This is a genomic window from Rhodococcus sp. IEGM 1372, assembly GCF_030056835.1.
Classification (GTDB): domain Bacteria; phylum Actinomycetota; class Actinomycetes; order Mycobacteriales; family Mycobacteriaceae; genus Rhodococcoides.
In genome coordinates this window covers 1-14,633 of sequence record NZ_JASHKS010000016.1, presented here as the reverse complement: position 1 = coordinate 14,633, position 14,633 = coordinate 1, and the positions used below count along the sequence as shown (strand labels likewise).

Genomic DNA, 14,633 nt, shown 5'->3' with positions numbered 1-14,633 from the left:
ACTGCTTCACAACGGCGGATCCGCGGTACTTCTAGATCACGTCCGGCAGGCGGTCGCGCCAGCAGGTAGGATTGACATACGTTGCATGACAATGACTTTCGACTGCAACCTGACATAATCTATATTATCGGCAATGAATGTCGTTAGCGATAAAGGAGCACGTCGGTGGTCCGGTCTGATCGAAGACTGCCTTATCGGACCGCCGGTCACCCGCACGTAAAGGCGGTATCGACTAGGTGGAAGTACCAGCCGTCGCGCCGATCGGCACGTCGATGCGGTCCCGTGCGACCACTACTCCATCCTGTACGACATAGCATTCGACCACATGCTCGCCGCGGAAGGAGGTGCGTTCGCCCCTGCCGGTCACGCGGTTCGGCTCGACGATCTGCCCACGAATTCTGTTCCGACGCTCGGCTTCCTCACCTTGGTTGAGCACTTTCCAACGGACATCATATGAACCTGGAACGTTGCAATCGACGATGGTGAAGTCCAATTCCTTATTGGGCAAGAGCAGAGACTTGGCGTGGAGCATCTCGCGCAGGGAGGCCGGACGCCAGCCGTTTTGAGTGACGGTGCAGTCGATTGCGAGCGTGTACTGGACGTCGACAGGGTACTTCTGTTCGATAAACTCTTCGGTGTTGTCGAAAGAGCGAGCCGACTCGACGACGGTCTTGAGCGGCACCGATGTTCCAAAGACCTCGCGCCACTTTTTGTTCGCCGAGGCCTTGCCCTCATCAATGATCGCCTGAAGGCAGCGTCTATACGCCTTCTTGGCTTTGGGCTGAAATCGCGCCTTGACTTTCACCCGCTGATTGCTGCCCAGCGCCAGGTAGAAGTCCTTGTCCGGCTCCTCCTTGAGGAAGAAGAAGAAGTCGCGGACCATCAAGTCGAACGATCCGGTCCCAGCCGAGTCGTAGTCACTGGTCTGGGCGAAGAACCGATGCACCAGTGTGTCGATGAGCAGCCCGCCGATACCTACACCGTTGGCGTTCTTCCACGCTCGGGCCATCCTCGCAAGATGGCGCATATTCGTCGAGGTGCGGTCGTTGCACGCCTTTGTGGCCTCGATCTCGGCGCGAGGCTTGGTGACCTTCCAACTCTCCGCGGATGTGTCCGGGTAATCGAAACTGCCATCAGAGTTCTCGAACGCCGGCTGCACCTCAAACTTGAAAGCGTTACTCGTGAATTGCACGCGCACAACGCACTGATCGACACGGATGTCGGTGTTCGAGTATCGAGCTTTCAGGTCGTCCCGGACGCGCTCGAGCACCCTCCGGGGGCCTGACTCAGTGTTGTAATTGGCCCGGATATCGGAGGGGAGGATATAGATCATGTCGAGATCGGAGACACCCTTGATGGCGGTGTGCCGGCCGTAGGACCCGACCATCAACTTGTGGGTGGTGTCACCGTCTTTGGACCGGAAGTCCTTGTTCAACGACTTCGTAATTTCGTCTCTGCGAGCTCCCACTGTCGTTGCCGTGTCGCCAACTTTAAGGTTCGCAAGCAACGCGTCAAAAATTTCCGATGTCTTCACGATCGTGGCTCCCGATTGAGACGAAGCGCTTCGGGGAGGAACAGGTCGATCTCGTGGTCAGCGAAGGTCATCTCCTCGTTGTGCTTGAGTCCTTCTTGTGCCCGTGTGTATGCCTTCGGGGTCGTCCTGGGAGCATCGGCGTAAGCGCCACGGGTGGCCTCCTGAAGCTCGTCGCGCCGAGACCTAGCCAGTTCATCGGAGATACCGCCGGACATCAGGTCGGAAATTAGGGAGATGTAGGACTCACGGATGTCCCACAGCCGGGAGGCGACGCCGCGATGGGCGTCGGATTCGTCCGCGAACCTGAAATTTTTGGCACCAAGGCTGATCCAGGTGACCAGGAGCGCGATGAACGATGTAACCAGACTGGTGAGTGCTGGGTCCCCGAATAGGCCGACCACCGCGACCAGGAAGGTGCCGGAGCTAACAGCCGTGAGGGCGATAAGGATGCCCTGCTGCCACCGGTGCTTCGTGAAGCAAATGTCGGCCTGCTTTTCACGGGTTTTGTGGCTGTAGACCACGCGGCCGAAGGACTCTCGTACCTGCGCTAACAGGTAAGAGGCCTCTCCAGCCTGACCTGTATCGCCAGGCTCTGTCTCTTCTGCCACGTCTCTCCGATCGTCGTTACCGGCCGGTGCATCCCCGTAGGACCTCCGAATCGGTGTCGCCGGAATGCGACGCCTGACGACGGTCGCTGCACTGGAGCCAAGTATGCCCACGGTCACCGACACGGAAAGAATCACTCTTCGATTACACCCCCGCTTCGCCAACATGCCAAAGGCCGCCCAACGAGCAGCGCTTACCGCAAAGTGACCAAACCTAAGGGATCACCGGGAGCCGAGGGCAGCTCTTCTGGGTGACAGGGTTCTACGTCGTCGCGCCGCTGGTCTTCGCCTGCCGCGCTGTCAACCTTGGCCTACAGGATCGCCGAGTAGGACACCGCAACCTCCTGTGTGAACGTGATACCGACCAAGAACCAGGCTCAACCCTCGACTGAACTGCCGCGCTCGCGGCTCGACACCTCCCGCGCCGGAACCCACGTGGGGGTAACTTTCAACGCAAACGCACTTATCGAGGAGACCGCACCACTGATGGCCAAGACCAACGCAGCACTAATCTGGAGCATCGCGAACCTGATGCGCGGACCGTTTCAACCCAACCAGTATGGCGATGTGATCCTGCCGCTGACCATTCTGCGCCGCCTGGACTGCATCCTCGACCCGACCAAAGCAGCGGTCCTCACCGAATTCGAGAAGCGCAAGCAGTCGGGTGTTGCGCTCAAACCGTTCCTGACCGCGAAATCGGGATACTCGTTCTACAACACCTCAATGTGGGACTTTGCGAAGCTGGCCGCCGACCCGGAAGGGTTGGCCGACAATTTGATCGACTACATCGCAGGCTTTTCCTCGAACGTCGGAGATGTCTTCGACGGCTTCGGTATGGACTCGCTGATCGCGGACCTGGACAAAAAGAACCTTCTCTTCCTGATCGTCAGAGAGTTCGCGAACGTCGACCTACACCCGAAGATGGTCTCCGCCCACGACATGGGCTACATCTTCGAAGAACTGATTCGCAAGTTCGCCGAGTCCAACAACGCCCAGGCAGGTGATCACTTCACCCCTCGTGAAGTGATCCGACTGATGGTCGAGCTCCTCTTCCAGAACGATGACGAAGTGCTCACCAAAGCCGGCATCGTCCGGACCATCTACGACCCCGCCGCCGGCACCGGAGGCATGCTCTCGGTCGCCGACGAGCACCTACACGACATGAACCCCAAGGCCCGCCTCGTGATGTACGGCCAAGAGATTAACGCCCGCTCTTACGCGATGTGCAAGTCCGACATGATCATCAAGGGCCAAGACATCGATAACATCTACCTCGGCAATACCCTCACCGACGATCGCTACTCAGGCAACACTTTTGACTACCTACTTTCCAACCCACCCTTCGGTGTTGAATGGAAATCGGCACAAAAAGCAGTAACTGACGAACACGATCAGCGGGGACACGCCGGACGGTTCGGACCGGGCCTACCCCGGGTCTCCGATGGGTCGCTGCTGTTCTTGATGCACCTGATCTCGAAGATGCGCGCCCCACGTGACGGAGGCAGCCGACTGGCGATGGTCCTCAACGGGTCCCCGCTGTTCACCGGTGGAGCCGGATCGGGGGAATCGAACATACGTCGCTGGATCATCGAGAACGACTTACTCGACACAATTGTGGCGCTGCCTGTCGACATGTTCTACAACACCGGTATCAGCACCTACATTTGGATCCTCGATAACGACAAGCCCTCAGACCGCAAGAACAAGGTGCAGCTGATCGACGGTTCGTCCATGTTCGGGAAGATGCGCAAGTCCCTTGGTTCCAAACGCAAGGAACTCCGGCCCGACGACATCGCGACCATCGCCGAGCTGTACATCGAGCAGGTAAACGACCAAGGCGACGCAGACAAACCGGCCCTTTCCAAGGTTTTCGATAACGCAGACTTCGGCTACGCGACAATCACCGTCGAGCGGCCCCTGCAGCTGCGATTCGAGCTCACCTCGGACACGGTCGATGGGGTTCTCGCCCAAAAACCAATCGAAAAGCTGAAGTCGGGAGAGCAGGCCGCGATTCGCAATGCTTTGACCGGGCTGATTGGTGGGGTGTGGAACGACCGTGATGCGTTCGTAGGCGAACTGAAGGATGCTCTACGCCAGGCCGGCATTATCAAACCTGGTTCTCCACTGATTAAAGCACTCTGGTCCAGTATCGGCGAGCACGATGACAACGCGGTGATCTGCACCGACTCCAAGGGCAACCCTGAACCCGATCCGGCGCTCCGGGACACTGAGAACGTGCCGCTGACCGAGGACATTGAAGAGTACTTCGCCCGCGAAGTTCTCCCTCACGTTCCAGATGCGTGGATCGACCACGACAAAACCAAAATTGGCTACGAGATTCCCTTCACCCGCCATTTCTACCAGTACATCCCACCCCGCGACCTAGGCGAGATTAAGGCAGACTTGCAGATTCTGGTCAAAGACATTACAGAAATGCTCGCCGGGGTTGGCCAGTGAACTGGCCAAGATACCCAAAATATGTCAGTACGGACACGCGATGGCTCGGCGATGTCCCGTCGCACTGGACCGTCGGAACATTTTCCAAATTCGGAAGGTTCGAAGGCGGCTGTGGATTTCCGCACGAGTATCAAGGCATCACCGACCAAGAACTTGCATTCCACAAAGTAAATGCATTTAGCCGAGCGAGCCGGTCAGGGGTGCTTGAGTCTCGGAACGACACAATCTCGCGCGCGACCGCACGCAAGCTGGGTGCCACGATCCTTTCAGCCGGGGATCTCGTCTTTGCCAAGGTCGGTGCGGCACTCCTCCTGGGCCGAATTGCGTCGTTGCCTGAACCAGGCTGCATCGACAACAACATGATGGCCTTTATTTCGGGGAATCGTGTGGATCCACGGTTTGCTCGTTATCTGCTCTCTCAAGTTCGATTTGATGTCCTCGTCAATCCGGGCGCAGTGCCGTCTGTGAACGAGGGGCAATTGAGGCGTCTGCCGACTGCAGTGCCACCGACCGACGAGCAGCTGCTCATTGTGGACTTTCTCGACCGCGAGACATCTAAGATTGATGCGCTGGTCGATAAACAGAACCAGCTGATCGCCACCCTGCGCGAGAACCGCACCGCCACCATCACCCACGCCGTCACCAAAGGACTTAACCCCGACGCCCAGATGAAGGACTCAGGTGTGGCGTGGATTGGAAGTGTCCCTCAATCGTGGGTACGTCAGAAGCTCGTTTGGCTATTCAGCTTCATGAACGGCGATCGAGGCTCGAACTACCCCTCGAGCAACGAACTCGTCGATGAAGGAGTGCCATTCATCAACGCCGGCCACCTGAAGGACGGACGCGTTGACTTCTCCTCGATGAACTACATCACCGCTGAGAAGTACGCGACGATGGGAGGAGCGAAGCTCCAGGCCGGCGACATTCTATATTGCCTCCGTGGCTCTCTCGGTAAAAATTGCGTTTATGATCTTTCCTCAGGCGGAGCTCTTGCATCCTCACTCGTTGCGCTACGAAATCGGAAGCCGACCGAAATAGACAGCAACTTCGCTTATTGGTTGCTGAATTCCGCCCAGGAGGAGGGCCAGCGCTCCATCCTAAATTCCGGATCCGCGCAGCCGAATATGTCTGCTGAGGATCTTGGCCAGTTCGTCTTTGAAATTCCGCCCGTCGATGAGCAACGGCAGATCGTCGTCTTTATCGAGAATAAGTGCCGCAATCTGGATGCTTTGATAGCGAAGGCGACTGAGGCCATTGGCACGCTGCGGGAGTATCGCTCGGCGCTGATTACGGCTGCCGTAACCGGGAAAATCGACATTCGGGGGGCGGCGTAGACCCATGGCTCAGCACAATGAGATCGAGTTCGAGCGGGAGATCTGTGAGCACTTGGCTGCCCACAATTGGCTGTACTCGGCGAGTGACTCCGGCTACGACCCAGAGTTGGCGTTGTTTCCCGAGGATGTGTTCGGATGGCTCGCTGACACCCAGCCGGACCAGTTGGCGAAGCACCTTAAACCAGGTCTAGCGGGCCCAACGCTGGAAGCCGCCCAGCGCGGCGTGTTGCAGGCGCTAGCGAAGACTCTGGATGCTGATCCGTCGAAGGACGGCGGCACTCTGTCGGTGCTACGGCGGGGGTTCAAGCACATCAATGCGCAGTTTACGATGTGTCAGTTCGCGCCGAACACGACGCTGAACGCGACCACAGCCGAGAAGTACGCGAAGGTGCGGTTGCGGGTGATGCGGCAGGTGCATTACTCGTCTAAGTGCTCCAACAGCATCGACCTTGTGTTCTTCGTCAACGGGTTACCTGTCGCCACTGCCGAACTCAAGACCGACTTCACCCAGAACATCACCGACGCAGTCCTTCAGTACAAAAACAATCGGCTCCCGAAAGGCGAGCCGCTGCTGGCGTTCGGTTCGCGTGCGTTGGTGCATTTCGCGGTCTCGAACAGCGAAGTGGAGATGACCACCAAGCTCGCCGGGCCGGGCACGGTCTTCCTGCCGTTCAACCGCGGCAACCAACACCACAAAGGAAATCCCGCCAATCCTGATGGATCCCCCGCCGCGTACCTGTGGGAGACAATTCTGCAGCGCGACACGTGGCTGGACATCCTCGGCCGGTTCATGCACCTCGAAATCCGCGACAGCGTCGACCCGATCACAGGAAAGAAGACTCGGAAGAAGACGATGCTCTTCCCGCGATATCACCAGTGGGAAGCGGTCACCCGCCTCGTCGAAGCCGCTCGCACCGAGGGACCCGGCCACAAGTATCTGATCCAGCATTCAGCCGGATCCGGGAAAACCAACTCCATTTCCTGGCTGGCGCACCGACTCTCCGGGCTGCACAACGCCGCCGACGAGAAGGTGTTCGACTCGGTCATCGTCGTCACCGACCGCACCGTCCTCGACTCCCAGCTGCAGGAGGCAATCAAGCAGATCGACAAGGTGCACGGCGTCGTAGCCCACATCGACGGGCTCGGCGGCTCGAAATCGAAGCTACTCGCTGATGCTCTCGCGGCACGGACCCCGATCATCATCGTCACCATCCAGACATTCCCGCACGCCCTGGAGGCGATCGCCGACCGCACCGAACTGGCATCGCGCTCGTTCGCGATCATCGCCGACGAGGCACACTCCTCCCAAGCTGGTGAGGCGTCGAAGCGGCTCAAGGACGTCTTGTCACCGGGCGAGTTGGCGGAGCTCGACGACGGAGGCAGCTACGACACCCAGGACGTGATGGCCGCGCAGATGACTGCTCGGGCCTCGACCCCGAACGTTTCGTTTTTCGCGTTCACCGCGACCCCGAAGGGAAAAACCCTGGAGCTGTTCGGCCGGCCCGGACCGGACGGGCTACCAGAGCCGTTTCACCTGTACTCGATGCAGCAGGCCATCGAGGAGGGCTTCATCCTGGACGTGCTGACCAACTACACCCCGTACAAGACCGCGTTCCGTCTCACCCACAACGGCCGGGCATACGAGAGTGATACCGACCGCACGGGTGGGACCGTCGCGGTCAGGACAGACGGGCCGGCCGATGAGAATCTGGTGGACAAGTCTGCGGCCATCACGTCTGTGATGAACTGGGTCAAGCTGCACCCGACGAACATCTCCCAGAAGGTGCAGATCATCGTCGAGCACTTCCGGGCCAACATTGCCTGGCGACTCGACGGCAAGGCCAAGGCCATGGTTGTCACCTCTTCTCGCAAAGCTGCTGTGCGGTACAAGGTTGCGTTCGACAAGTACGTCGCCGAGCACGGTTACACCGACGTCGCCGCACTGGTCGCGTTCTCCGGAGAAGTCATCGACGCCGAGTCCGGCCCGGACAAGCTGACAGAGACGTCGATGAACCCAGGTCTCAAAGGCCGGGATCTGCGCGATGCGTTCGACACCGACGACTACCAGGTGATGTTGGTGGCCAACAAGTTCCAGACCGGTTTCGATCAGCCATTGTTGGTGGCGATGTACGTGGACAAAAAGCTCTCCGGTGTAGCAGCGGTGCAGACACTGTCCCGGTTGAACCGGACCCTGCCTCCGAAGAAGGATCAGACGTTCGTCCTCGATTTCGCCAACGATCCGAAGGACATCGTCGACGCGTTCGAGCCGTACTACGAGGCCACCACGCTGTCCGGGGTAACCGATCCGAACATCATTCACACCCTGGCCAGCAAACTGGACATGGCTGCGATCTACACCGACAGCGAGGTCACCGGGTTCGCGGACGCGTTCGTGGGGGGCAAGGGAAACAACGCATTGACCCGGTGGATCACCCCGGCTCGTCAACGCTTCCGCGACGGTGAACACCAGGCTCTGGCCAACAACGATCAGACTGCACGGGACGAGCTGGACATGTTCCGCAAGGACGTCTCGACCTACATCAAGCTCTACGACTTCCTCTCCCAGATCGTCGACTACGAAGACCCGCAGCTCGAAGCCCGCTCACGGTTCCTCAAGCATCTGGCCCCGACGATCACCAGCGAGCAGATCAACCACGAAATCGACCTGTCGACAGTCCAGTTCGATTACATCGACCAGCACAAACAAGCCACCACGCAGAACAAGCTCACGGGGCAGGCCACCGTCGATCCGATGCGCGAGGCCGGCAGCGGTACCGTGCGCGATCCGGAGATGGTGCGGTTCGAGGAGATCATTGCCAAGATCAACGACCTGTTCTCCGGCGAGCACACCGAAGCGGACGCCCGCGCCGTCGTCACCCACATCCGAGACAAGCTCACCGAGAGCGAGACGCTGCAAGAACAAGCGCGCGCGAACTCGCTGGCGCAATTCTCGGCCAGCCCCGACATCAAAACGGTGTTCACCGGCGCGGTGATCGAGTCCATGAAGGCCTCGGAGGATCTGTCGGGGCAGATTCTGTCGAGCGAGAGCATCGCCCAAGCCCTGCTCGACGGGCTGCTGCCCGAGATCTACCGCGCGTTTCGAGGCGCGTCTCAGGGGAACGATCGACCCCCGGCAGCTTCTTGACATAAGGGCTGCTTATCGGCCGCAGTTGTCATAATCGTAAGCACCCCTGTCGCTGGTGCTCGATATCGACACGGGACCGTCAGCATTCAGTGTTCACAGCCGCGTGATCGAGCGACATATCGGACCTGAGACAATGGATCTCAACGACGAAATCTCAAGGCAGGCTGACCATGGCAGACAACGCCCGCAAGTCGACAGGGTCTCAAAAGTGGCTGGCCGAGACGGCGAACTCTGTGGACTCCGATATCTACAGCCGCCACCAGAAGGCGATCTTCGAGGACCCGGTGCCGGAGTCCATCGTTTGGCTGGCCGTCATTTCTGCGCTCGGTACTTTCGTCGCGGTTTGTGCAGCAGGTGGACCGCTTGTGGAGTCGATCGACAATGGCCTCTTGACTGTTGCCTTCAGTTTCGTGGCGCTCGCTCTGGCGTTCGTAGCTTTCGCGGGTATCTCAGTCGGACACGCATGGTTGACCGACCGAAGACGCGCGAACGATCCTTCCAGGCAGGTCTGGTCCCGCGATATCAACCACCCTATTGCGGCCTCAGCCCGCCAAGCGGCAGTACTCGCATCCGTAGTCAGCGAGGAAATAAGGCAGTCGTCCGCATGGTCGTCGCTCTCGTCCCAGACCGTGCGAGGACGTCTTGACCTGTACGCAACGGTCGTCGATGTCATGAATCGTGCGGCGCGGATCGACTCAGCACTTGCCACGCTTCCCGATGGCGCGACCCGAAATTCGCCGTTGATCCGCAGTGCTGCCGAGAACAACTTGCAGGCCGCCGCAGCTGCCCTGAAAGCTCTCGCCGATCAGGTAGCCGCCTTGTACGAATACCGGGCACGTCTTCGTCCAATTGAAAAATTATTGGTCAAGAAAGCAAAAATTGAGCGTGACATGGAAATCGCCGGACAGATTGACGCGCTAGATTCCAGCAAATTCGATGCGTTATACAAAGACGCAGGCATTAGTGAGTGGCACGCAACCGATATTCGTGATCATTCAAAAGAAATAATCGACGTCGAAGCCGCACTTAGATATCAAGTTTCCGCCCTGGGCGAGCTTACGACAAACGGACAACTGCCGCATTCGACGTGAATGCAGCATCCATTGAGGTAGGTGGACATGCATCGAATAACCTACTGGGACAAGGAGTGGTACTCGCGACGCGACCCGAAAGGAATCTGCAGTGCCCGAACCCACGACACCACCGACTGGCGACGACTGGCTCGTGACCGAACTACAGAGGGCCCAGGACGAATACGTTCATGACCCCAGGAGCGATTGGTACACCGAGGACGATCTGGTGGAGAACGGGTACCGCCGCGAAGCCCTGGTCGATCTGTTCGGCAAGCCAATTGAGGGACACGACGGGATCGTCGGATGGACTGTCTCATCGGTAACGAAGATCGAGCAGACACAGTTGGCACCTGCCTACGAGCTTCTTAAGGAAGCTTTCGGCGCGTTCCACGACGACGCTGACACCATGACCAGTCGCGTTTTTTACTACTACGACTGATTTCGGTTGATGTCGTCGACGACCCGTCTTACTCGCGCCAGAAGCACGCCCGGGCCGTCGGCGCACACCCACGCTTGTTTCCGCATCAGCTCTGACTGTCGATCGGGAGACCCAGCGCGAAGCGGGTACGCCCATCATGTCGGTGCTATGCGCTAGATTGGCTGGTGTGTTCGACCGTCGATGAGGGTCACGGTCGAGCGTCCTGTGGTCAGCACCCACCGACCGCTGCTCAGCAGCGTGCATCCCGGTGGCCGTGTGCTGGCCGACGCGCTCACACCCACGAAGGCCCTCATGTCCACACTCCCTCGGTGCTCTGCCCGTTCTCCACGTCTGCCGCGAACAGGCACGCGCATATTCGCAGTCTGCGTGGCCGCTCCGGCCGTCGCCGCGATGCTGGCGGGCTGCGATCCCCTGACCGCTCCCCCGAACCTCACACACGCCGCTGACGCCATCTCTGCGACCAGTGGTGTCGTGGATCGGGTCATCGACGGCGATACCGTCGACGTGCGTCTGTCGACCGGCGGCGACCCGGTACGGGTCCGCATCCTCGGTATCGATACCCCCGAAACAGTGCACCCCGACGCACCGGTGCAGTGCTGGGGGCCGGAAGCAAGCGCCTGGGCTCACCAGCAGCTCGACGGCACCACGATCACCCTCACCGCCGATCCGGTAGCCGACGACACCGACCGCTACGGACGCCTCCTGCGCTACGTCCAGCTCCCCGACGGCAGCAACTACAGCGTCCGCGCCGCCGAAACCGGAATGGCCCGGGCGTACATCTATCAAGACCAACACCTGGCCGAGGCCGCGAACATCACTGCCGCGCAATCGACTGCGCAGACCAACGGTGCAGGCCTGTGGGGCGCACCGTGCTTCGGCGACACAGCCTCGTGATCACCGAGTCCGCTGTGTTGTTCGCTCAGGTTGTGCTGCACCCGACCGAGAGCACGTTGCCCCCACCGACCGGGCCATTGAAGATACTGCCGCTCTTTCGGGGGTTGATGCTGGCCATGTGCGTCCTCTGTGGAGCAGCGTTTGTTGTCGCGTTGAGCCGCATCGCATGGACTCGAACGAGCAAGAAAGGCCGTGCGGCCAAGACCACGGAAGTGGTGATCGGGACCGCGGTCGGCAGCCTTGTCTCGTTTGCCGCCTACGAGTTCTTGGGGTGGATCGCATGACGGCCGCGCTCGGCGCGTTGCCGGTGCTCGAAGTGGTCACGCTGTCGATCTACCTGGCCTGCGCAATCGGGGTGCTGGTCGCGTTGGGCCGCATGGCACGAACCCGCAAGCACCACGACGGCCGCGAGGTAGAGAACACCAAAGTGCTGGTCGGTTCCGTCCTCGGCTGCCTGATCATGGCCGGCACCTACAGCCTCTCGCCCTATATCTCATGACTGGTTCACCGCTACTGCCGCACAACACGTTTCAGACCGCAGTACTGATGCGACCGATGCTCACCGCTCGACCGACGTACCTGATTCATATCGACGCCGCTTACAACTTCGGGGCCGCTGTGTCCCTACCTATTCGATTGGAGCTGTTCAGATGAGTCTCCGAGACCTGTTATCCGACACTACAAACACGCGGCCAGTAGCAAGGTTTGCCCGTGAACTTCTGCCGTACCTGCGACCCACATGCTCTTTCGCTATCGGTGTCGCGGGGCTGACATTGCTGCTCGGTCTCCCGCGGTGGGTCGATCTAGATTCCGTGCGCGCTGATATCGCCGCAGCAGACACCCTGCGGCCCACGATGCTGGCGGTGTTCGACGCATTCGACTCCGTACTGAGGGCAGCGGAAGAGATCGGCTCCAGCAGCGTGGCTGCCGGATTCGCGCTCGCACTGTCATGGTTCGTTGCCGTCATCGCTGTTGTCCTCAGCTGGGTCTCGATAGTGGTGTCTCCGCCGTCGCTACGTAGGCCGCGGCTTCGACGATCCTTGGCTGTGCTGCCGCGGCGGATGGTGCGGGAGTTCTTCACAGTTCTGATCGCGTGCGGGATTCTCGCTCGTGTCGCAGGACGGCCTGAGTATCTCTTGAGTCCGTACGTGTGGATGAATGCGGCACTCATTGCGCTGGTGATGGGGATGACGGTCCTCGCCGAACAGCGGTGGATGTGCGCTGGCATATCGCTCGCCGCCGATGGACCGCCTGCGACGGGTGTAGTGGTGGCAGGGCTCGGATCGACCGGCATCGTCTGCGCTGCCGCAGGCTCCGCAGGCCCGACCCCGCAGAGCTACCGGTGCTCCGACCACAGCGAGAAGGAGTTTTCGTGACCTCAGATCTGGTCAGCGATCCTCGACTCACCCCCGACCATTGGCGAGTCGGTAACCATGCCGTATGGCTCGTGTCCGGCCTGGTGCCCGTTCTCGGTGCCGCTCCTTTCCAGGAGATCACCGGGACCGTGGCACCCACCGTTCCCCGGTTCGGTAACTGGGTGAGCAGGGCCGCGCTTCCTGGCCAACCGGATGGTGAACCCACCGGAGCGTGGTCGGTCGACGTCTTTCACACCGATCCGCACTGTCTGCCCTGCGCACGTGCTCTACAGGACACACGCGCCGAACTGACCGAGTCCTGCGACCGGTACTGGGCGCAATGGAGCCCGCGAGCGCACCGCAGGTTCACCGAACTGCGCTCGCACATCGACTGGACCTCGATCGACGGTGACGAGCGGGGGACGTTCACCGCGGACGCCGACGTACCGGACTGGCTGCGTGAGGCGACGGCCGGTGCCCTGATCGGACGGGCCGATGCGGCGGTGGCCTCCTCGCTGCTTCTGGCATGGGCGAACGCACCGATCCCCTGGCCGAGGCTGCTCGCCGCGCACCCCGGCGAGGTGGCGGTGCCCAGCGGCGACGCGGCAGCGCGGCGGCAAGCGACGTGGCCCGAGATCGCGGAAGCCTTCGAGACGATCGAAGCCGCCGGACGGACTGCCTACCTCGATGTCGCTCTCGAAGTCGACCAGGACGGCGGCTTGCTGATGGAGACCAATGCCGTCGGCATCTACGGACTCGATACCACCCACGGCGACGTCACCGATCTGGACGCACGCGTGACCGACATCCTGTCGATCGAGTCCGACTGGCGCGGGATCTGGGAGACCGGATGACCACCCGGAGTCGACTTCGGCCCATCCCCCATCACCGCCTACATCCGGAAGGCCTGCCATGAACACACCCCCCACCAGCACAACCGACGCCGACGATCTATCTCGCCTCAGCGACGACGACCTCGAGCTGCGACTGTTCAACCAAGATCGCGTGGTCACTTTCGCACGGCTGATGAACAGTCCAGTCGGTGCCGAGCTCGCAGAGAAAGCGAACCGAGCCCTCACCGCCACCGTCGTCGAGATCGGGCGACGTGGCACCTCGACGCTCCTCGAGAACGAGGACTGGGCCGCGCTGCACGAATCAGCCATACAAGCACGCGCAGAACAAGATCGACCGTTACCGACGGATCACTGAACTCTCGAAAAGAGGCAGACAACATGGGAAAAGTTGGAATTCTGACCGAGAAGCCCTCGGCGGCTCGCAATTTCGCGGCAGCGCTTGGTGGGATGAGGGGCACGTTCGAGGGCACGGAGTACGTCATCGTCAATGCTCGCGGTCACCTGCTCGAGCTGAAAGACCCCTCCGCGATGGTCACGTCGTCCCTCGCCGAGAAGTACCGGAGCTGGGAGCTCGAACATCTCCCGTGGAACGCAGACGACTTCCGCTGGGAGCGAGAGATCCGGCGCAGGGTGTCCGGCGGGAAGTTGGTCACCGATTCGGACGCGAAGAGCTTGCTCCACGAACTGAAGTCAGTGCTCTCGGAGTGCGAGAGCGTCTGCAATGCAGCCGATCTCGACCCGACAGGTGAAGGTTCACTGCTGGGCTGGGAGATCGTTGAGTACCTGGGCCTCGAGAACAAGAAGCTCGAACGGATGGAGTTCCTGGACGAAACTCCCGCATCGCTGCGTAAGGCCTTCACAGCCCGTCGAGCGGTCAGCGCGATCGCCGCCGAGGGCGACTACCGCAAGGCCGACTTCCGGTCGAAGTGGGACATGCTCTCGA

At 60.3% G+C, this 14,633-nt stretch carries 14 protein-coding genes; 12 read left to right on the top strand and 2 right to left on the bottom strand.

Annotation, left to right across the window (positions count from 1 at the left end; translation table 11 throughout):
* Window positions 1–232: 232 nt before the first annotated feature.
* Together QM590_RS14705 and QM590_RS14700 are read right to left on the bottom strand one after the other, a co-directional pair.
* Window positions 233–1,534: a nucleotide-binding domain-containing protein gene (locus tag QM590_RS14705; protein ID WP_269595480.1), complete on the bottom strand. Its 1,302-nt coding sequence runs from the start codon at window positions 1,532–1,534 to the stop codon at window positions 233–235.
* On the bottom strand, window positions 1,531–2,142 hold the full coding sequence (locus QM590_RS14700; RefSeq protein WP_269595479.1) for an SLATT domain-containing protein: 612 nt from the start codon (window positions 2,140–2,142) through the stop codon (window positions 1,531–1,533). The genes QM590_RS14705 and QM590_RS14700 overlap by 4 nt, the downstream gene beginning before the upstream one ends.
* A 483-nt stretch (window positions 2,143–2,625) precedes the next feature.
* Between QM590_RS14700 and QM590_RS14695 the strand changes: the two genes are divergently transcribed.
* The 12 genes from QM590_RS14695 to QM590_RS14640 all read left to right on the top strand — a co-directional run.
* A complete protein-coding gene (locus QM590_RS14695; protein WP_269595532.1) occupies window positions 2,626–4,596 on the top strand; it encodes a type I restriction-modification system subunit M in 1,971 nt (656 codons plus the stop codon).
* Complete coding sequence (locus QM590_RS14690) at window positions 4,593–5,930, top strand: restriction endonuclease subunit S (RefSeq protein WP_269595478.1); 1,338 nt, start codon at window positions 4,593–4,595, stop codon at window positions 5,928–5,930. The genes QM590_RS14695 and QM590_RS14690 overlap by 4 nt, the downstream gene beginning before the upstream one ends.
* A 4-nt stretch (window positions 5,931–5,934) precedes the next feature.
* Window positions 5,935–9,075 (top strand): type I restriction endonuclease subunit R, encoded by a 3,141-nt coding sequence (locus QM590_RS14685; RefSeq protein ID WP_269595477.1) that lies wholly within the window; start codon window positions 5,935–5,937, stop codon window positions 9,073–9,075.
* 170 nt (window positions 9,076–9,245) lie between these two features.
* Complete coding sequence (locus QM590_RS14680; protein ID WP_269595476.1) at window positions 9,246–10,166, top strand: hypothetical protein; 921 nt, start codon at window positions 9,246–9,248, stop codon at window positions 10,164–10,166.
* 91 nt (window positions 10,167–10,257) lie between these two features.
* Window positions 10,258–10,587, top strand: a complete 330-nt coding sequence (locus tag QM590_RS14675) for a hypothetical protein (RefSeq protein ID WP_269595475.1) — start codon at window positions 10,258–10,260, stop codon at window positions 10,585–10,587.
* Between the two features lie 366 nt (window positions 10,588–10,953).
* On the top strand, window positions 10,954–11,481 hold the full coding sequence (locus QM590_RS14670) for a thermonuclease family protein (protein ID WP_283279198.1): 528 nt from the start codon (window positions 10,954–10,956) through the stop codon (window positions 11,479–11,481).
* Window positions 11,445–11,765 carry a hypothetical protein gene (locus tag QM590_RS14665; protein ID WP_269595473.1) on the top strand — a complete coding sequence of 107 codons (321 nt, stop codon included), beginning with the start codon at window positions 11,445–11,447 and terminating at the stop codon, window positions 11,763–11,765. Before QM590_RS14670 ends, QM590_RS14665 begins: the two co-directional genes overlap by 37 nt.
* Complete coding sequence (locus QM590_RS14660; protein WP_269595472.1) at window positions 11,762–11,980, top strand: hypothetical protein; 219 nt, start codon at window positions 11,762–11,764, stop codon at window positions 11,978–11,980. The genes QM590_RS14665 and QM590_RS14660 overlap by 4 nt, the downstream gene beginning before the upstream one ends.
* A gap of 313 nt (window positions 11,981–12,293) precedes the next feature.
* Entirely contained in the window at window positions 12,294–12,857 is a 564-nt protein-coding gene (locus QM590_RS14655; protein WP_269595471.1) for a hypothetical protein, read from the top strand.
* The gene (locus QM590_RS14650; RefSeq protein ID WP_269595470.1) at window positions 12,854–13,690 is read left to right on the top strand and encodes a hypothetical protein; all 837 of its coding nucleotides are present in this window, start codon (window positions 12,854–12,856) and stop codon (window positions 13,688–13,690) included. The genes QM590_RS14655 and QM590_RS14650 overlap by 4 nt, the downstream gene beginning before the upstream one ends.
* 58 nt (window positions 13,691–13,748) lie before the next feature.
* Window positions 13,749–14,045, top strand: a complete 297-nt coding sequence (locus QM590_RS14645) for a hypothetical protein (protein ID WP_269595469.1) — start codon at window positions 13,749–13,751, stop codon at window positions 14,043–14,045.
* 23 nt (window positions 14,046–14,068) lie between these two features.
* Window positions 14,069–14,633: toprim domain-containing protein (locus tag QM590_RS14640; protein WP_269595468.1), on the top strand; the 565-nt coding region annotated here is incomplete at its 3' end.